This window comes from Fusobacterium mortiferum ATCC 9817, assembly GCF_000158195.2.
Taxonomy (GTDB): domain Bacteria; phylum Fusobacteriota; class Fusobacteriia; order Fusobacteriales; family Fusobacteriaceae; genus Fusobacterium_A; species Fusobacterium_A mortiferum.
Genome location: NZ_GL987994.1, coordinates 677,724 through 696,742, shown reverse-complemented (window position 1 = coordinate 696,742; position 19,019 = coordinate 677,724). Strand labels below are relative to the sequence as shown.

Genomic DNA, 19,019 nt, shown 5'->3' with positions numbered 1-19,019 from the left:
TTTTTGTTTTATTTTTTGAAATTTTTACCTCCTCTAACCCTCTTTATTTCAAGTCTTAAACCGCCTCTAAAAACACTATTTAAAGCCGTTAAAATTGATATAAAAATAGAGATATATTTCCCTTAAAAAGAAAAAAGAATGGCTTATACATAGTTTTATAAGCTCATTCTTTTTACTAATTATTTAACTTCTTTTTTGCTACTCTCATGGAAAAGTTCGCTTAGAGTAACTACATTTTGCAATTCACTAGGAATAATTATCTTAGTTGCTTTTCCATCAGCTACCTTAGCAAAAGCTTCCATACCTTTTAGAGCAAGTACAGCTTTATCTGCTCCAGCTTCTTTTAATAATCTAATTGCTTCTGCCTCAGCATTTTGTATTTTAAGTATTGCCTCCGCTTTACCTTCTGCTTCCCTAATCTCAGCTTCTTTTTTAGCTTCAGCTCTTAAAATAGCTGCTTCCTTCTCTCCCTCTGCCACTAGAATAGAAGATTTCTTTTGTCCTTCAGCTCTTAAGATTGATTCTCTTCTCTCTCTTTCAGCTTTCATTTGTTTTTCCATAGCATCTTGTATCTCAGCTGGTGGAATAATATTTTTTAACTCCACTCTATTAATTTTTATTCCCCATGGATCTGTTGCTTCATCTAATATAGCCCTCATTTTTGTATTAATAGTATCTCTAGAAGTAAGAGTATGGTCTAACTCCATCTCTCCAATTATATTTCTAAGAGTTGTAGCTGTTAGATTTTCTATGGCACTAAGAGGTTTTTCTACTCCATAAGTATATAGCTTAGGGTCTGTAATTTGAAAATATATTACAGAATCAATCTGCATAGTAACGTTATCTTTTGTAATAACTGGCTGTGGTGGAAAATCTAAAACTTGCTCTTTTAGAGAAACTTTTCTAACAATTCTATCTATAAATGGAATTAAAACATTTAGTCCAACGTCCCAAGTAGTTAGATAAGCTCCTAATCTTTCAATTACAAAAGCTTGTGATTGTGAAACAATTCTTACATGTGTAGCTAATAATATAATTACAACTAAAATTAATAAAAATATAAAAAACATAATTTCCTCCTTAGTTTGTTTTATATAATAACTTTAACAATAGTTTTTGACTACAATATGTCAATCTTCTCTGTATTTTTTAATTATTTAATTTATTTAAAATCAGTTTATTTCCTTGTATCTTTTCTACTTGAGCTATCTCTCCAATTATTAATTTTTCATCACAGATAGCTTCCCAAATTTTTCCATCTAGTCTTACTAAATATATCTCAACATTTCCTCTTTGCTCTATATTTTCTACTTTTATTTTAGACTTTGTAATTCTATCTAGCTCTTCTCCTCTTCCTTTTAAAAATACCAAGGCTGTTTTTCTAATAAGTAAAAGTGAGATACCTGATACTCCTATAAAGATAAAAAATTGATAATCTATGGGAAGATGAGTAAAAAACATAGCTACAAAAGCTCCAATAGCAAACCAAATAGATATTAAGCCAAAACTTATAGCTTCAATTCCTAAAAAAACTATTCCTAATAAAAACCAAGTCCACATATTTTCCTCTCTTTTCAAAAATAAAATCAAAATATCATTTTGCTTTTTTCATCTCTCTAATAATATAATTATCCATACATTCTCCAAATATTTTTAATCAAAAAATACTTTCCAATCTGGATTTTTATATGCCTCAAAACACATCTCTATCTGCTCTCTACTATTTTTATCCTCTGATAATTCAGGTAATTCATCTAAAGAAAAATATCCACTTTGTAAAGTTTCAATATTCTTTTTAAACTCTCCACCTTTTACAGTACAAAGCACAAAAACTTTACAAACCTTATAAATATATTCAGGCTTATTGTGTTTATCTCTATCCTCTATTGCTATTATTCTATCTGCACTTACTTCTAAACCTGCTTCTTCCCAAACCTCTTTTATTGTATTTTCTTTTATTGAACAAGCTACATCTACCCAACCACCAGGTAATGACCATTTTCCATTACGCTCTTGAACAAGTAAAATCTTATCCTCTTGAAATATAGCTGCTCTTGTATCTAACTTAGGAGTTTGATACCCAGTTTCACAACAGAATAAATCATTTACCTTCTCTAAAGAGAGTCCACTTTTTTCAGCTACCATTTCACTAGCAATCTCTCTTATTCTCTGAAATCTTTCTATATCATAGATATCTTTTCCATAATATAATCCTGCTTGTGCTAGACTTTGTAATTCTATTGCCCATTTTAAGATTTTATCTTCCATTTTTTATTCACCCTTATCTAAATTTTTAAATATCGGATTTCTTATAATTTTTACTATTAAAGGAATTACCATTAATACCCATACAATTGGTTCAGAAACTATTATTCCCATATATCCTATACTAGGTGTAAGGAAAAAGGCTATGGCTACTTTTCCAATTAACTCAATAAAACTAGAAAATATTGGTGTTATTAAATCTCCTATTCCCTGCATAGCATTTCTCAATATACATATCATAGCTGGTACAAAATAAAATATTGTATTTATTTTCAAATATTTTTCTGCTGTATCAATTATCTCAGAGATTTCAGTACCTGTAACTAAATATACTAACTGTGGAGAAATTGTATAACTCAATACTAAAATAAAAGCACACCAAGCCCAAGTTATATAGAGAGCTTGCCAAATTCCTATTTTTATTCTCTTATACTCTCTAGCCCCTTTATTTTGTCCACAATATGTTGCCATTGTAATACTCATCACTCCAAATGGCAGCATAAAAAATTCTGTTATCTTTCTAGCTGCTGTATGAGCTACTATTGTATTTGTTCCAAGAGTATTGATAGCTATTTGTAAAGCTAAAGTTCCAAAATATACAAGGGACATCATCATACCCATAGATAACCCTGAACCATAAAGTTTTTTTACAAGCTGTATATCTATTTTGAAGTCCTCTTTCTTTAATCTAAGATTTGGATATTTTTTCCACATATATATTACACAAAATAGCACTGATATCCCTTGAGAAATAACTGTTGCCCAAGCTGCTCCTGCTACCCCTTTTCCAAGTCCAAGAATAAAATATAAATCTAAAAATATATTAAATCCACAGGCTATAACCAAAAATATAAGAGGAGCTACTGTATCTCCAATAGCCCTCAATATTCCAGCAAAAGCATTATAAAACATAGTAGCTATTATTCCTAAAAGAATAGCTCTAATATATCCATAAGATTGTGGAAAAATTTCATCAGAAACATTTAATATATTAAGTATTGATTTTAAAAATGTAACACTAAAAAAACTTATAAATAGTGCTGTTAAAAAACCTAATAAAATTGTTCCCGCTATACTTTTTCTTATTTTCTCTTCATTTTTTGCTCCAAAATTTTGAGCAATAATAATAGAAAATCCATTTGTAAGCCCTGTTAGAAAACCAATAAGTAGAGTACTTATTGCTGTACTTGCCCCAACAGCTGCTAGAGCATTTTCTCCTAAAGTACTTCCCACTATTCTAGTATCTGTTAAGCTATAAAAAAGTTGAAATAAATTTCCTAGGCACACTGGCATAGCAAATTTTAGCATCTGTTTTGTAGGACTACCTGTTGTTAAATCTGTCATAATTAAAATCTCTCCTTATTTTTTGCTTCAATATTTACTTAGTAAAGTCTTATATTGAACAACTCTTTAATACTAACTTTCTAATTATACACAGATTTTTATTTTTTATCTACAACTTTTTATATTATTTTTTCTCAATATAGTGAGTATACATCTTATCCATTATCTTCTCTTTATCTTCCCAATACTCTTCATCTAATTTATCTAACTTATCTAGCTCGCTCTCCTTTAAGAACTCTGGAATAGCCCATAGCTCATCTACTCTTTTATCATCTTTTAATCTAGCTATTACTCCATATTGTTTTTCAAGAAGTTTTTTAGTTTCTATTGCTCCTATACTCTCTAGCCCTCTTAGTGCATAGATATATGCCTCATATCCCCAGTTGCAGAAAAATTGTAAAAAACCTCCATTGTGCATATCCAATTCCATATTAAACAGTGCTCCTATCTCTGCTTCCTCTGGTTTTAACTTTTTATAATCTGGTCTTACCTCTCCAAATTTTATAGAATACTCTTCAAAAGTATCCCACCATAAATCTTCACTTATATTTATCATTACTCTCTCCTTATTTTTAATTTTTATTACTATTATTAAACTCTATCTTAATAGTATCCTCTTCAAATACTACTCCCTTAGTTACAGTTATAGGAAGTTTTTGTTCAGCTGAAAATCCTATTGTTTCTCCATCATTTAATTTTACATCACAAGTTATTACATAGTTAGCTATATCTATTAAAAACTCATACAACTCAAACACTTCTACATCAGTGTCTATTACCTCTATCTCTTTTTTACCAAAATATTTTAATCCCTCTGTATATCCACAGATTCCATTATCACTTCTATACATTCCAATATATACCACATCTAGCACTGGGAAAGAATCCTCTTTTAACTCTTCAGCAACTTCAATATACATATCACTTGGAATTACAGTTGGATACTTATAAATTCCTATTGTATTTTCTAACTTCAAAATACTCGAAGCTACTTTTACAAAAAGTTTAGAACTTTTTACTGCATCTTTTCCACCTGTTACAGCTACTATCATCTGTGCTTGATGTTCAGAAGTTTTCTTAACTCCATCTTCCCAGAAGATATTATTTTTAGCATTAGCTTCTGCCTCTCCATTCGGTACAGGAGCTGGTATAAAAGATAGAGCTACCATAGTATTTCCAATATTAAAAACAGTTGCTTCTTCTTTTATCTCTCCATTCATCTCAATATTCCAATCAGATTTTAAATTTTTCTTAATCTCATCAAAATTACAAACTGTGTCTTTAAAAAGTATAAATCCATTCATTACATTATTTTTTTCCATAGCTCCTCCTTAACTTTCCCAAGTAATATCTACTATCTCTCCCTTATTGTCAGTAACAACTACAAGAATTTGATCACTAAATTCATTATCTAGCATAAAATCCCATATAGCATAATCTTCATATTCTGGGTATATCCCTACTCTTTCTAAGTTTATTACACTAAAAAGTTTTTCATCTATTGGAAGATTTTTATCTACTCCCTCTGTAAGTTTTTCTATATCTTTTTTATCAAATCCCTCTATATGCCAATCTATCCACTCTTTAGTAAGACCCCAGTCATCAAAATCCTCATTTAGTTTCTCTTCTATCTTTTCCTTATAGATAGATAATTTTGAAATATATTCATCATACTCTAATATCCAATCTTTTTTTCCTATTACCTCTTCTAAATTCAAATCTAATTGGATATCTCTATCCTTTAAATGAATAGTAGTCTCATAATAATCTTTATTGATATCAATCTCTCCAAAGAATCTTATCTTCATCTTCTTACTTCCTTTCTCCTTGACTTTTCTTTTAATAACTGTTATAATTTAAGTACCTATTAAATTGAACATAAAAAAGGTAATGAGCTATTTAGTTCTTACCTTTTTTATTTTTATACCAATTATATAATTTATAGCCCCATTCGATAATTTTTCCAACAACTACTATTATAAGTAAAATATGCCAAAATCTATCACTCAACCTTATCACTCCTGTTTTTTAATAGGGGAAGGGAGGAGGGAAGTTATTTCCCTGTGTACCTCCTAATAATTCTCTTTATAAACTTTATCAAAGCTATTACTAACTTGATAAATTCTACGAGTGTTACTATTTTCCCTATTAAATCGAACATATATTTGTTTATCCTCCCTTCGGTACTATTATATCATATCTATAATAAAAAGGGATAGTGTTTATTAGGATAAATAACTAGTAGCTTTAAGAAGTTGGTTTACCATCTCAAAATCTTTTTTCACATCTGGATAGTTTTCTCTTTCTCCTCCTATATATAATTCTGCCTTATCTAAATACTCTTGTGCTTTTTCTTTTTCTTCTATAAGAGCATAACAGATAGCTAATTCTAATTCTACCCAACCTCTAAATGGTGTATTTTCTACTGATTTTTCTAAAATCTCAATAGCTTTTGTTATCTCTCCAGCTTTTCTATATACTGCCCCCAATTGAAAAGCTATCCAATTATCTTCTGGAGTAGCAAAATAAACTCTTTCAAAACGAGAGATAGCCTCTTTATAGTTTCCAAGTTTGCTTTGAACAAATCCTATCTGTCCATCTATCCAAGTATCATCTCTTCCTAATTCTACTGCTTTATTAAAATAGTCAAGTGCTTTCTCATAAGTTTCACTATCATCAGCCAAGTTCCAACCTATTTCAGAATATAGCCACACATCTTTTCTTCCTAATTCCTCAGCTTTATACAGATATTTCAATGCTTCTTTTGAGTTATTTAATTTTCCATACAGATATCCTATTTGAGAGTTTACTAAAACTTCATCACAATCTTTTAATGTAAGAGTTTTTTGAAGTCTAGCTATTCCCTCTTCTATTCTTCCCATCTCTCCTAGACACTCACCTATCTCAACATTTAGCCACTCATCATCTCTTCCCATTTCATTAGCTTTTTGATAATATGAAAGAGCTTCTTCCCATCTAGCCAATCTTTTTAGACAATATCCTATCTCTGAATATAACCAAATATCATCTTTTCCTTGTTCCTTAGCTTTTTCAAAATATAGTAATCCCTCTTCAAATCTATCCAATCTATTTAAACAAAAACCTATTTCAGAGTTTATCCATCTGTCATCTCTTCCTAGCTCTCTTGCCTTTTCTAAATATGGCAATGCTTCTTCCCATCTTTCTAAGCTATCTAAACAATAACCCATTTCACTATTTAAACCTATATCATCTCTTCCTAATTCTTTGGCTTTTTTATAATGATTTAATGCCTCTTCTCCTCTATTTAATCTCACAAGAGAGTATCCTATCTCAAAGTTTATCCAAATATCATCTCTTCCCAACTCTTTAGCTTTTTCTAAATAAAGTAGTCCCTCTTCATATCTCTCTAAATGATTATATACCCAACCAAATTCAGAATTTATCCAGATATCATCTCTTCCTAACTCTTTTACCTTCTCTAGATATTTCAATCCTGTATTACAGTCATCTTTTATTGTATCATAAATCCAAGCTACCTCTGAATTTAACCAAATATCATTTTTATCTATTTCCAATCCTTTAAAATATGTTTCCAATGCCTCATCATATTTTTCTAACTCTCTATATGCCTGTCCAAGTCTAGCAAAAATCCAAGAATCATCTCTTCCCATTTCAATAGCTTTTTTAAATTCCTCTGCTGCTTCTTCATATTTTCCAAGTCCACCTAAACAGAACCCTACTTCTGAATGTAACCAGATATCATCTCTTCCCAATGAAATTATATTTTTTAAATATTCATAGGCTTTTTCATACTTACCAAGATGGTCATATGCCCAAGCTAAATCTGATTCTGAAAAGATAATTCCGTCTGTATCTCTTGCTAACTCTCTTGATTTTTTATAATACTCTAAAGCTTCCTCTGGTTTTCCCTCATCTATCTTTTTAGTTCCTAAATCTGAATAAGTAAATCTTAAAAGTACATCTGCATCTGGCTCTTCTGGATTTATCTCCAAACTTCTTTCAAAATATTTTTGAGCTTCTTCTAATCTTCCAGAATAATAACAAGAGTATCCAATACGGAAATTCCATAGTGAGTCTTTCTCTCCCTCATCTTTTACAGAGAGTAAAATCTCCATTCCTTTGTCATACTCATCATTATTATTATAAGCTCTTGCAAGTTTTCCCAGAATATTATAAGTTAGTTCCTCTTTAGGTAGAGAGTTAATTATATCTATAATCTCTTGATTTTTATTCTCCTTGTGTAAAATGTCCAATTTTTTCTCTAAATCACTCTTATTTAAAAACTCATTGTATAACTTATCATCATCAATATCTATAAGTCTTTTCTCTGAACTTTTATCATACTCCTCATTTATATAGTGAGAGTTAGCATAAGCATATCCTCTATCATTTTCTATATCATCTTTCAATGTTAAAAACTCATAATCATTAGGTACTAGCTTTAGTCCCTCTTCAATAGCATTAAAAGCTTCGTCTAATAAGTTAAACTTGTAACAAAGTCTACCTAGTTGTAACCAACCCCAAGGATAATCTGACTCAACTTCTGTTCCTAATCTACTATACTCTAGAGCTTCTTCAAATCTTCTAAGATAAACTAAGGCACAAGAGTATCTATAACACCAAACTCCACTCTTTACTCCCTTGTCTTTTACCTTAACAAGAGTTTTTTCTGATAGCTCATAGTATTCATAAGAATCCATATTATTATACACATAAGCTCTCCAGAGAGCTACATCTAAATCATTCTCCATCTCTTCATCAGTATAGTTATTTTCTTTTTGTAATTCCTCTAATCCTTCTATTATTTCATCAAGATATTCTGCCTCTGCAAATTTTTTAGCCCATTCTTTAGTTACTATTGACATAAGTATCCCTCCTTGAATTATATTAATTAGCTTTAAAATTATAAATTGGTTTTACTATCTCTTCTATTTCAATAGTATCTCCAATAACCTCTAAAATCTCTTCCATAGGTTTGTAAGCCATAGGAGATTCATCTAAAGTACTATTAGATACACAAGTAGTAAATATTCCTTCCATAGTTTCTTTAAACTCATCTAAAGACAGATTTTCCTTAGCCTTTTTTCTACTAAGAATCCTTCCAGCACCATGTGGAGCTGAATAATTCCACTCTGGATTACCCTTTCCTATTCCTATGATAATTCCATCTCTCATATTTAAAGGAATTATAACTCTTTCATCTTTTTTAGCTGATGTAGCACCTTTTCTCAAAATATGAAGCCCTTTATACTCCTCTATATAGTTATGAGTACTCTCTATATAATTTCCTTTAACAAAAGGAATATCTAATTTTTCTAAAATAGTTTTTATCATTATCTCCCTATTTAGGCATGCAAACTCTTCCATTACTCTCATATCAAAGAGATAATCTTCTAAATAAACTCCTTCTAAATAACAGCTTGGATTCAGAATATGAGGATTTTCTTTCTTATATTCCTCTATCATCTTTTCTCTCTCTTCTGGAGCTACATTTTTAGTTATATTATAAATATACTCTACTCTCTCTTTGTTACAAGTATCTATTGCTATATTTTGATGATAATTTGCTACTTGAACTCCTAAATTTCTACTTCCAGAGTGAACAAATAAAATATAACACTCTTCATTTTCTCCTACTTCTATAAAATGATTTCCTCCACCAAGAGTTCCTAAACTTAAATAAGCTCTATCCATAGCTTGTCTATCTACTTTAGCTCTTAATTTTATCTCGTAACCTTTAGGTATAAACTTTGATTTTCTTTTGTTTATTGATAAACCACTTGGAATATTTTTTCTTATTATATCATCTAACTCTTTTAATTTCTCTATATCAAATTTAAAATATCTCTTATCTATTTTATAACCAGCTATTCCACAACCAATATCTACACCTACATGGTTAGGACAAACTTTATCAGTTATCAGCATAGTAGTTCCTACTACACAACCTTTTCCAGCATGATAGTCTGGCATAATTACTATGTTATTATCATTAAATATCTTATTAATCTCTTCTATCTGATTTATAGCTTCATAATCAGTCAAATTATTCGACATTATTTTATACATAATTATTCCTTTCTTTTTATATATCTTAATAAATAATTTTATCCCATAAAATATATTTACTTGGAATATCATCACTTAACCAAACCTTGTTCTCTGATAGATAAAATTTATGTCCAATTTTCTTCAAGCCCTCTATATCTATTGGTAAAATAACTACTTCTCCATGTCTTTTCCCAACATTTCTGGCAGTTTCTATATCCTTAGACAGATGAACATATTGTCTTTTTCCTTTAATTATTCCTTTTTCTCTAATACTTTCTAAAAATCTAGTTGCTGTTCCATGATATAGAATAGTTGGAGGTGTCATCTCTTTTAAATTTAACTCCACTTCAATAGAGTGTCCTTGATTAGCTCTTATTTTCTTTTTATTTTCATCAAAAGAATATCTCTTCTTATTATTTTCTCTAACTATTCTTTCTAGTATTTCCATATCAATATATCTACCAGAAAGTTTTATTTTTTCTATTAACTCATTTACATCTACCCAACCATTTTTATCTAAAGTTATTCCTACTGTTTCTGGTTTATGTCTAAGGATAAGACTTAAAAATTTTCCAAGTTTTATATCATCTAATTTTCTCATTTTAATTCCTCTTTTTTCAAACTTTTTTTCAAATATACCATATCTACTAATTGAACTCCATTTTCAATTATAGGCTTATCATAATTTTTAATAAAAAAATCCTTTATAATATGAGATTTTTTAAATCCACACTTTTCATAAAAAGGGATAGTAGTTGGACTATCTCCTGTCCCAACTTGTATAACTGAATAATCTTTTGAATATTTTTCTATTATAAACTCTATTAACTTTTTTCCATAATTTTGTCCTTGATATTGAGGAAATACAGCAATATTTTTTATCTCCAATACTCCATTACCTTCATTAGTTACTACACACTCTGCCTTTATTCCATTATCATCAAGAACATACATATCTCCTCTCTCAAGATATTTATCAATCATCTTTTCTTCTTCATCAGCTAATAATAATAAATTAATATATCTTTTTTTATCATTTTCCACTTTTAAAATTTTCAAATAAACTCTTCCTTTCTATATCCTAATATTTCTTCTGTAACTCTCGATTTTTCTTTTTGGTAATTTTGTCCCTATATTATTTAATATACTCCAAAAATTTTTATAATCCTTTGAAGATATAATATAGTTTTTATTTTCTGTAATTATTTTAATTCTATAATAGTGAATATAAAGTCTAGGTATAAATTCACTTTCTATAAATTTTATTTTTTCTATATCTTTTTTCTTAATTCTAACTTCTTTTCTTAAAAGTGGATAAAAAAATATCAGTTCATAATGAGTAATCTTCATAGTCTTATATAAAAGAAAATCTCTTATAAATATCCAACTATAAAAAATTGCCAATAAAATTGTAAAAATAATATAACTATTTTTAGAAAAAGTAACCTTTGTTTTTAATCCAAAATAAACTATAAAGTAAGTGAAAATTATAAAAATACTATCTATTATTTTTGATAAAATATTTATTTTGCTTTCAATCCTATAATTTCCCATAAGATTCACCTAATTACTATAATTTTCTAACTCTTTTAACCATTTATTATAGACTTTATCTATAATTTCTTTCATATCTTGATAGTATTTTTCATCAAAATTTAGATACAAATAAGCTTCTCTTTTTAACTCTGGAGAATAATATCTCTCCTCTCCAAAAATTCTTTTAGCATAATTATCTATATCTCCTGGAAAAAAATCTCCATCATCAAAATCATAGTCGTAGTAATATCTAATAAACTCTTTTCCCACATCATTAAAGAATGATTTTCTTAAATCTCCTTTCAATCTATATTTTACAAACTCTCTTAAATCTATAAAATCTTGAGATTTATATTTTTCAAGCTCTTTACCATAAGCTTTTAAGAAATTATCAGCTAAAAAACTATTTTCCATACACCAACGAAGAAAAATAGCCAAGTGATTATATACATTTATCTCATCTACCTCTATTCCTTTTGAGTAATAATCTCCTAAATGCCACTCTGATGAATCCATAATATCATTTTGTAACTCTTTTTCTTCCTCTGAATATTCAAGAACTTTTTCTCTTTGCATATCCACAACATAGTTTATTTTTCTCTCTACATCTAGTAATAATAAATTTTTCATTCCATTTTTTAAAGCAAAAGTATATTCCTCATCATATAAAGGAACTATTTGATAAAATTGTAAATCTCTATTTTCAAGTTTTAAAAGTCCAGAGTTTTCTTCTTTCATTTCTGGATATAATATAGCTACTGCACTTAAATTAGTTTTAGAACTAAAAGACTCAAAATTATTTTCTAAATGTCCCCATTCATATGCGAAAAAGTAAGTAAATGGAATATATGTTAATTGTATTAATTCATCTATTGCCCAAGTATAATTTTTGTCATCAAAATTCCAGTCAGGAGGGAAAGAAATCATAAGCTCTGCAAAACTTGAAAAATTTTCATTATTTTGGTTATACATCTCATATTCTCCCATTCCAAGAGTTATAATGGTATAGTATGGTTTTTCCTCTGTTGGATTAATTTGAGCTACATCTAAATAATAATTATCATATCCAATTTCATATATCTCCTCAACTTTACCAAAATTTTCCTCTATAAATTTTATAATCTCTATTCTTTCATTTTCAGTATATCTCATAAAAATCTCCTCCTCTGTTTTATATCTTAATGAGTGGTCTGATTTTTTTATCAGGCCACCTTTAAAATATAAAATCTTTTAAAAAAAGATTAACCATTCTGAATGACTAACTATTGCATATATAATCTTCCTTTTAGGTTCTTTATTTTTAATAACTTTAATAACTATATAGATAATACTTAAAAGATTTATAAAGGTTAAAATTCTAAAAAATATTAAACTATGAACCCCTATAAAAAGTTCTGGAATTATAATGAAAATATCATAGAGTTTATTCAATATAAAAAGTTTTCTTAAATCTTCATATTTTCTTATAAATAGAAAGTATATAAAAGTATAAAAAATAGCTATAATTAAGAGTATAATTAAAATTATTTGTATTCCCATTTTATCATTTCCTTTGTTTTATTTTATAAGGAATAGTTCTCCCTAATATTTTCCCTTTTCCAACAAGTTTTTCTTCCTCATATATTAAAAACTCTGTATCATCTGCTAAAGAACTATAATCTATTGTATCAGGATAAAGAGGTTGAACATTTCCTAATGCAATTTTATTAAAGAAACATTCAGTTCCATCAAGAAAACAAACTTTTAAATATTCAGTTTTTCCTTTTACTACAAAATGAGGGCAATATTTTCCACTAATTAAATTAGGTGGATTTTTTCTTTTTTCACTCCAAAAAACTACCTCTACATGAAGTATAGCTTCATTGTCAAGAGTTCCAATCATAATCTCCTCCTAATTATAATACTATTGCTTTTATAAATCCCCTGTCCCACCCATTTATCAGCTAATGTCTGGTAATAAAACTATAAAATATAAATTGTACATTTGTAACAATACTGAGTATATCTTTAAATTTTTGATTTCACTCCATTAACCTCTTTTTGGATTTTTATCAGTTCCATTCTCGACTGACTAGAGATAACATTCACTCTGATAAATACCTTTTTTATTAATCTTCCAATAATTCTGTTGTCCAATTTAATTCTTGAATTTTCATATCAGTTTCTCTCAAACTCTTTGAAAGTTTATCTATTTCTTTTTGTTTTTCTGGAATATTCACAGTACTAAAAATTTTTACCTCTAAACTTGAATACCTATTTACTTTTTCACTTGCTTCTTTTAAAAAATCTCTTTTTATAGAAATATTTAATGCTAGAATATCTCTTTCAGCAATTAAATCTGTAATAGTTTTATCTTTATAAAAAGTTCTGCTATTTGTTTTATTAATTTTTTTTATAAAAGTTTCAAGTTCTAAAAGATTAGAATTTAATTCTAAAAGTAAAGTTTCAGGATTTTCAGAAGGTTCTTCTCCATCTTGAACCTTAGCATTTCTTAAAAGTCTTTCTTTTAGTTGAAGTATTTTTTTATTTAAGTCAGCTCTAATATTTAATGCTTCTGCAAGTTTCATTTAAAACCTCCTTCTCATCTAAATAAAATTCTATTAAATAAAATGATATAATTAAATTTATAAAGTATATAAGCCCTGTAAAACTTCCATTTAGAATACTAATTATTAGGAAAATATTTTTTCCTATTAAAATTAGTAAAACTTTGGGATTTAAAAACTTTAAAGTTAAATTAACTCCACTTTTTAAAGCTAATGTAAGTGGAATATCAACTAAAACTCCTAGTACTTGAAAATTTATAATTAATCCTATAAAACTTATCATTATAGCAAGTAAAATATATTGAAGCATAGAATTAATAATGAGAATATTCATATCAATAGTATAATCTATGAATATGACAATTCCTAGAAGTATTAGTCCTAAAATATTGATAATTAAGACATTGAAAAATTTCTTTACATTCATTGATTTTGGTTGAACTCTTCCATTAATTTTAATTAACATATTCAAAATTAAAATCTCTACTATCACTACTAATAATAAGGTTATAATTCCACCTATTATTATTAGAAATGTTATATTTTTTCCTATCATAAGGCTAACAGACATAATGTATGTAGAAATTATTATTCCAGCTCCTATTATTATAGCTATTATTATTAACAAATATTTTGCATAAAAATCTAAAGGCTTCTCTCTTAATCTATAAGTAACCTCATCTTTTTTATCTGAAATTAAAAAGTTTTTAAAAACTAACATCAGAAAACAGATAAAAATTATTACAAAGAAAAGAAAAAATAAGTTTAATAAATCATGGCAAACATCAGTATTTAATCCATAATATATTAAAACAGAGATATACAAAGTAAAAATTACTCCATAAAATAAGACTAAAATTCTTGAAGCTTTTTCTTTAAAGTACCTAAACATATCTATTACAGCTACTCTACACTCTAAATCTTTTACTAAAGAATATAAAAATCCCATAACAAAGATAGATACTATAATATCAGTAGATACTGTTTTTAGATTAAAGAAAAGTATTTGACTATTACTTAAAAACTCATTTCTATCTAAAATTTCTATCTGTTTATAGAGTAAAAAAGCATTTAAAGAGAAAATAACTATATAGATTAAACTATTTATTGCTATATCTTTTCCCCTTTTTCCTTTCCATTCCTCTATAAAAACTGTTCCCAACATAGCTGGAATAAATATAGTAAAGGTTTCAACTTTTATATCAAATTTATTTATTCCAAAGATAATAGCTAGATTTAGTAAAAATATTAAAGCTATTCTAAATGACTTTCTATAAAGTTCTGATACACTAATTTCAAATATCTCCAGCATAATATCAGCCCCTTTTAAAGCTCTCCATTTATGAATTTTCCAACAATCTCTTCACAATTATTTATAAAATAGTTCCAATCTCCTATCTTATAAATCTCCTCATGTTCTCCATCAAAAATATACAATATTTTTTCTTTAGAATACCATAAAAGATGTAACCAATAATTTTCTAAATCTTTTACTAAAGAGAGATATTTTTTTCTTTTCCAAGTCATTTCAACTGTATCTTCCAATTTAAAAAACTCAATATATTTACTATCAATATTACCTGAAAACTCTATCTTTAAATTTCCTTTATCAAAAAACTCTACCATATCTTTTGGCAATTTATATTTTTTTATTATACCTTTTCTAGCTTCTTCATTGTGAAAATCTACTGGTTCTAAGCTTTTAATATAATCCATTATCTCTTGATTTTTATTTAAAACTGCTATTGTATATGGTCTTTCTCCAAATTTATTTTTAATTGTAATATCTGCTCCCTTTTCTACAAGCCATTTTACTAATTTAAAAGAGTTTCTTTGAACAGCTACCATCACAGGAGTTGAATTGTCAGTAAAAACCATTTCATATTCATGATAATTTATATCAGCTCCATAATCTAAAAACATTTGAGCTAACTCTATATTTCTATCATAAACTGCCTCTCTTAGACAGTTATTTCCGTATTTTTTAACTGTTACTCCATACTTTTCAAAAATATCTATATTTTCAAATTTTTTTCCATAGTAAATATCAGCAAAAATTCTTTCATATTGCCTTTTAGTTAAATTTTCCAATGCTCCATGTTTTATTAATAATTCACACATATCTGAAGATAAAAAACGTCCTGCACTTGAAATAGGACTTCCCCAGTCATCTATTTCAGCTTTTACATTTACTCCCTTTTCTAAAAGCCACATTATAACTTCTTCTTTTATGCATTGTATTGCTATCTCTAAAGGAGTTTCTATTACAAATTCATGTATAAATATTTTTTTATTTATATCCCAACCTTTTTTATATTCTTCTTCCAATTTTTCAATATCACTATTTATAATATATTCCACTACTTGAGGTACTGTTTCAAAATTTCCAATGTAACCAATCTTATACATAGTCCCTCCCTATTTTTCTTTATAATTTTCTATTTTTAATAAACTTCCATCAAGATTATATAACTTCCATTTTCCTATCTTTTTTCCCTCTTTATATCTTCCTTCTGAAAGTAATTTTCCCTCTTCATTATAATATTTCCAAAGTCCTGCTTCTTCCCCTTGAAAAACTTCTCCCTCTTCTTCTAACTGTCCATTAGGATAATATTCTCTATATTTTCCTTTTCTATCTTTTAAAATCTCTTCAAACTTTAAACTTCCATTTTCATAAAAAGCTTTTATACTTTCTAAATCTCCATTCTTAAAACTTCCTATTTGAGCTAGAGTTCCATCTTTATAAAATTCTTTAAACTCTCCATCTAATTTCCCATTTTTAAAATTTTCTATTGATTGTACTTGTCCATTTTCATATTTTTTTACTATCTGTCCTGTAAAATTTTCTTCTATCTGATAACTAAAAGAATAAGTTATTAAGCTAAAAAATATCAACATTATTAGTCTTTTCATAATTTACCTCTTTATTTTAATAGTACTTATAAATTTCTATTATAATTCTAGCAACATTATAAACTCTTCTTCACTTTCTTTATAAATTTTGAACCCTACTTTTTGATATAATTTTACTGCATAATTCTCTTTTTGAACTGATAAAGATACTTTCTTATAATTTTTCTTTCTCATAATTTTTATCATCTCTTTTAAAAGAGCCATTCCTATTCCTTTATTTTGGTACTTTTTAGTTACTGATATTGCTAATGATGGAGTTTCATCATCTATATGCCCATAATCATTCATTATTCTAGTCCAAATCATTCCAACAATCTCTCTTTTATTTACTTCAGCAACTAAAGCTATATCATCTTTCTTATTTCCAAAATCTTTAATATATATTTGTAATTCTGGAAGTTTAGTAATCTCTCTTGGTGGAGTAATTTCATTTTCAGAAATAAAAATTGCTCCATATAAAAAATCATCTAATAAGTGGTATTCACTTCTCTTTATCTCTCTTATCTCCAATTTATTTTCTAAAAACTTTTCTAAGTCTTCAGCTAATTTTTTTAATTGTTCCTCTTTGTAAAAATAGTGTTCTGAATCTTTTAAAATTTCTAACTCACAATTAAATTGTTTTGAAAATTTTTTAGTTGTTTCTATATTACAAATTTCATCTTTATCTCCACATAAAATATGTGTAAAAGGAGTCCATATTGTTATTGGATTTTCCTTAACATATAAATAATAATCCCAAGACAGAGTTTCTCCTATTGGTATAGCTATTTCTCTCTCTTTTTTTAACTTTTTCTCTGTTACTCCAAATGCTTTCATCATATTTTCAATAAGTTCTCTCATATCCACAAGTGGAGATAAAAAGAAAGCTTTCTCTATTTTTTTATCTTTATAAGATAAAAGACTAAAATATGCTCCTAAACTATTAGCAAATAAAGAAATTTCTTCCCAATTTTTTTGTAATTTTTCATATATATTATTTAATTCCTTTACACAAACTTGAGGAGTTAAGGGTATCATCTCATTTTTTCTCTCTCCATGCTTTGGTAAATCAAAACTTAAAACTTGATAGCCATATTTTATTGAAATTTTAGCTAGTATCTCTATTGGAATATCAGCTTTATTTGACATCATTCCATGAATTGCTATTATAATTTTATTACTCTTTTCTCCCCATAAAATTACAGGGATATTATTTATTGTAAAAAAATCTTGTTTTAATAAACTCATAATTCTTTCTCCTCAATCAACATCAAAATATAAAAAATGTTTTCCACAATGTAAACATCTGAATAAATATCCCTGTACATGTCCACCATTAACCATATTTTTTATTATTTCTATCTGCTCTTTACTCCATTCATTTCCATCATCAGGATTTCCATTTTTAATAACTTCTTCTAAAACTCCCATTTTTTCTAATTCTTTAGCTCCTACATAATCAATAAAAGCACAAAAATCATCACAATGAGTTATCCAACACTCTTGTTGCCAACCACAATAACTAGGAGTTCTATGTATTAGCTCATCAATTTTTTCCTCATCACTAACTTTTCCAAAATAAAGTGATACAAAATCACCATCAAATTTTTTACTTGCTTTTCCATTAGCTATACATTCTGGACATAAATATTCAATATCTTCAACTGAATAAAAAGGTCCTGTATAATAAACATCAGTTTCTTTTCCACAACATTCGCATGTTACTGTTTCGTCAGTTTCAAACTCTCCTGTTTTTAAAGGGTCTGGATAATATTTAAAAAATGGTAATTCTTTTTTCATAAAAACTCCTCCTATACTTTTTCATATTAATTTTTCTCTAAATCTCTTTGATTTTCAAAAGTTACATAAATTTCATTTCCTAAATAGTACCTAAAGTTATATTCTAAATAATCAAAGATAGAATCATACTGTTCCATACAATCATTTCTATAATAAAGAGTATGATAAAATTTTCCTTTATCATCTATCCATAAAGTGCCACCAATATGCCAGCCTGTTTCAACTATTGGAATTACTTTATCTCTTACCTCTTCTGGAATTTGTTTTAATTCATACTCTTTATCTTCTTCCTCAAAAGGTAAATCATAAGGAATAGAAAAGCTAAAATCATTTCCATCTATTCGTACTTCTCCATTTTTACCAATATATTTGAAAAACCAATTCTCTTTTATACCTGAAAATTCTTGTAAAAATTTTTTGGCAAAATCATTTAGAATATAATTGTTCTTTTGGTAATACTCTATTATTTTTTCTACATCTACTTTTCTTCCCTCATACCAACCAGCATATTCTAAAACTTGATGGGCTAAAGATTTTTCACTATTAAGTTTATAGACTTTTCCCATACAATCATCTCCTAGC

At 27.4% G+C, this 19,019-nt stretch carries 21 protein-coding genes and 1 pseudogene; all 22 read right to left on the bottom strand.

Going from position 1 to position 19,019, the window contains the following annotated elements:
- Positions 1–179: 179 nt before the first annotated feature.
- Entirely contained in the window at positions 180–1,070 is an 891-nt protein-coding gene (locus FMAG_RS12940; RefSeq protein WP_005887381.1) for an SPFH domain-containing protein, read from the bottom strand.
- Positions 1,071–1,149: 79 nt separating this feature from the next.
- Positions 1,150–1,560, bottom strand: a complete 411-nt coding sequence (locus FMAG_RS12935; RefSeq protein ID WP_005887379.1) for an NfeD family protein — start codon at positions 1,558–1,560, stop codon at positions 1,150–1,152.
- 93 nt (positions 1,561–1,653) lie between these two features.
- On the bottom strand, positions 1,654–2,268 hold the full coding sequence (locus tag FMAG_RS12930) for an NUDIX hydrolase N-terminal domain-containing protein (protein WP_005887377.1): 615 nt from the start codon (positions 2,266–2,268) through the stop codon (positions 1,654–1,656).
- Between the two features lie 3 nt (positions 2,269–2,271).
- Entirely contained in the window at positions 2,272–3,609 is a 1,338-nt protein-coding gene (locus FMAG_RS12925) for an MATE family efflux transporter (RefSeq protein ID WP_005887376.1), read from the bottom strand.
- Positions 3,610–3,733: 124 nt separating this feature from the next.
- Positions 3,734–4,165 (bottom strand): DMP19 family protein, encoded by a 432-nt coding sequence (locus FMAG_RS12920; protein WP_005887375.1) that lies wholly within the window; start codon positions 4,163–4,165, stop codon positions 3,734–3,736.
- 16 nt (positions 4,166–4,181) lie between these two features.
- Entirely contained in the window at positions 4,182–4,931 is a 750-nt protein-coding gene (locus FMAG_RS12915) for a DUF4261 domain-containing protein (RefSeq protein WP_005887374.1), read from the bottom strand.
- Positions 4,932–4,940: 9 nt separating this feature from the next.
- On the bottom strand, positions 4,941–5,417 hold the full coding sequence (locus FMAG_RS12910) for a DUF2004 domain-containing protein (RefSeq protein WP_005887373.1): 477 nt from the start codon (positions 5,415–5,417) through the stop codon (positions 4,941–4,943).
- Positions 5,418–5,834: 417 nt separating this feature from the next.
- Positions 5,835–7,727 carry a tetratricopeptide repeat protein gene (locus FMAG_RS12905; protein ID WP_261660876.1) on the bottom strand — a complete coding sequence of 631 codons (1,893 nt, stop codon included), beginning with the start codon at positions 7,725–7,727 and terminating at the stop codon, positions 5,835–5,837.
- Positions 7,728–7,865: 138 nt separating this feature from the next.
- A pseudogene (locus FMAG_RS14200) lies at positions 7,866–8,477 on the bottom strand (tetratricopeptide repeat protein); the annotation flags it as partial.
- A gap of 22 nt (positions 8,478–8,499) precedes the next feature.
- Entirely contained in the window at positions 8,500–9,681 is a 1,182-nt protein-coding gene (locus tag FMAG_RS12900; RefSeq protein ID WP_005887370.1) for an RNA-splicing ligase RtcB, read from the bottom strand.
- Positions 9,682–9,706: 25 nt separating this feature from the next.
- Positions 9,707–10,264, bottom strand: coding sequence for an RNA 2'-phosphotransferase (locus FMAG_RS12895; protein ID WP_005887369.1), 558 nt, complete (start codon positions 10,262–10,264; stop codon positions 9,707–9,709).
- Positions 10,261–10,722 carry a GNAT family N-acetyltransferase gene (locus FMAG_RS12890; RefSeq protein ID WP_005887368.1) on the bottom strand — a complete coding sequence of 154 codons (462 nt, stop codon included), beginning with the start codon at positions 10,720–10,722 and terminating at the stop codon, positions 10,261–10,263. Before FMAG_RS12890 ends, FMAG_RS12895 begins: the two co-directional genes overlap by 4 nt.
- Before the next feature lie 15 nt (positions 10,723–10,737).
- Positions 10,738–11,217, bottom strand: a complete 480-nt coding sequence (locus FMAG_RS12885; RefSeq protein WP_005887367.1) for a hypothetical protein — start codon at positions 11,215–11,217, stop codon at positions 10,738–10,740.
- Between the two features lie 9 nt (positions 11,218–11,226).
- Complete coding sequence (locus FMAG_RS12880) at positions 11,227–12,351, bottom strand: suppressor of fused domain protein (protein WP_005887366.1); 1,125 nt, start codon at positions 12,349–12,351, stop codon at positions 11,227–11,229.
- Positions 12,352–12,742: 391 nt separating this feature from the next.
- Positions 12,743–13,081 (bottom strand): hypothetical protein, encoded by a 339-nt coding sequence (locus tag FMAG_RS12870; RefSeq protein WP_005887364.1) that lies wholly within the window; start codon positions 13,079–13,081, stop codon positions 12,743–12,745.
- 226 nt (positions 13,082–13,307) lie between these two features.
- The gene (locus FMAG_RS12865) at positions 13,308–13,766 is read right to left on the bottom strand and encodes a DIP1984 family protein (RefSeq protein ID WP_005887363.1); all 459 of its coding nucleotides are present in this window, start codon (positions 13,764–13,766) and stop codon (positions 13,308–13,310) included.
- Complete coding sequence (locus tag FMAG_RS12860; RefSeq protein ID WP_005887362.1) at positions 13,738–15,057, bottom strand: hypothetical protein; 1,320 nt, start codon at positions 15,055–15,057, stop codon at positions 13,738–13,740. Before FMAG_RS12860 ends, FMAG_RS12865 begins: the two co-directional genes overlap by 29 nt.
- A gap of 14 nt (positions 15,058–15,071) precedes the next feature.
- The gene (locus FMAG_RS12855; protein ID WP_005887361.1) at positions 15,072–16,154 is read right to left on the bottom strand and encodes an ankyrin repeat domain-containing protein; all 1,083 of its coding nucleotides are present in this window, start codon (positions 16,152–16,154) and stop codon (positions 15,072–15,074) included.
- Between the two features lie 9 nt (positions 16,155–16,163).
- The gene (locus FMAG_RS12850; RefSeq protein WP_005887360.1) at positions 16,164–16,658 is read right to left on the bottom strand and encodes a toxin-antitoxin system YwqK family antitoxin; all 495 of its coding nucleotides are present in this window, start codon (positions 16,656–16,658) and stop codon (positions 16,164–16,166) included.
- A 39-nt stretch (positions 16,659–16,697) separates the two neighbouring features.
- Positions 16,698–17,885 carry a GNAT family N-acetyltransferase gene (locus tag FMAG_RS14320; RefSeq protein ID WP_005887359.1) on the bottom strand — a complete coding sequence of 396 codons (1,188 nt, stop codon included), beginning with the start codon at positions 17,883–17,885 and terminating at the stop codon, positions 16,698–16,700.
- Between the two features lie 12 nt (positions 17,886–17,897).
- On the bottom strand, positions 17,898–18,437 hold the full coding sequence (locus FMAG_RS12840; protein WP_005887358.1) for a CbrC family protein: 540 nt from the start codon (positions 18,435–18,437) through the stop codon (positions 17,898–17,900).
- 26 nt (positions 18,438–18,463) lie between these two features.
- Positions 18,464–19,003: an SUKH-3 domain-containing protein gene (locus FMAG_RS12835; RefSeq protein ID WP_005887357.1), complete on the bottom strand. Its 540-nt coding sequence runs from the start codon at positions 19,001–19,003 to the stop codon at positions 18,464–18,466.
- Positions 19,004–19,019: the final 16 nt, after the last annotated feature.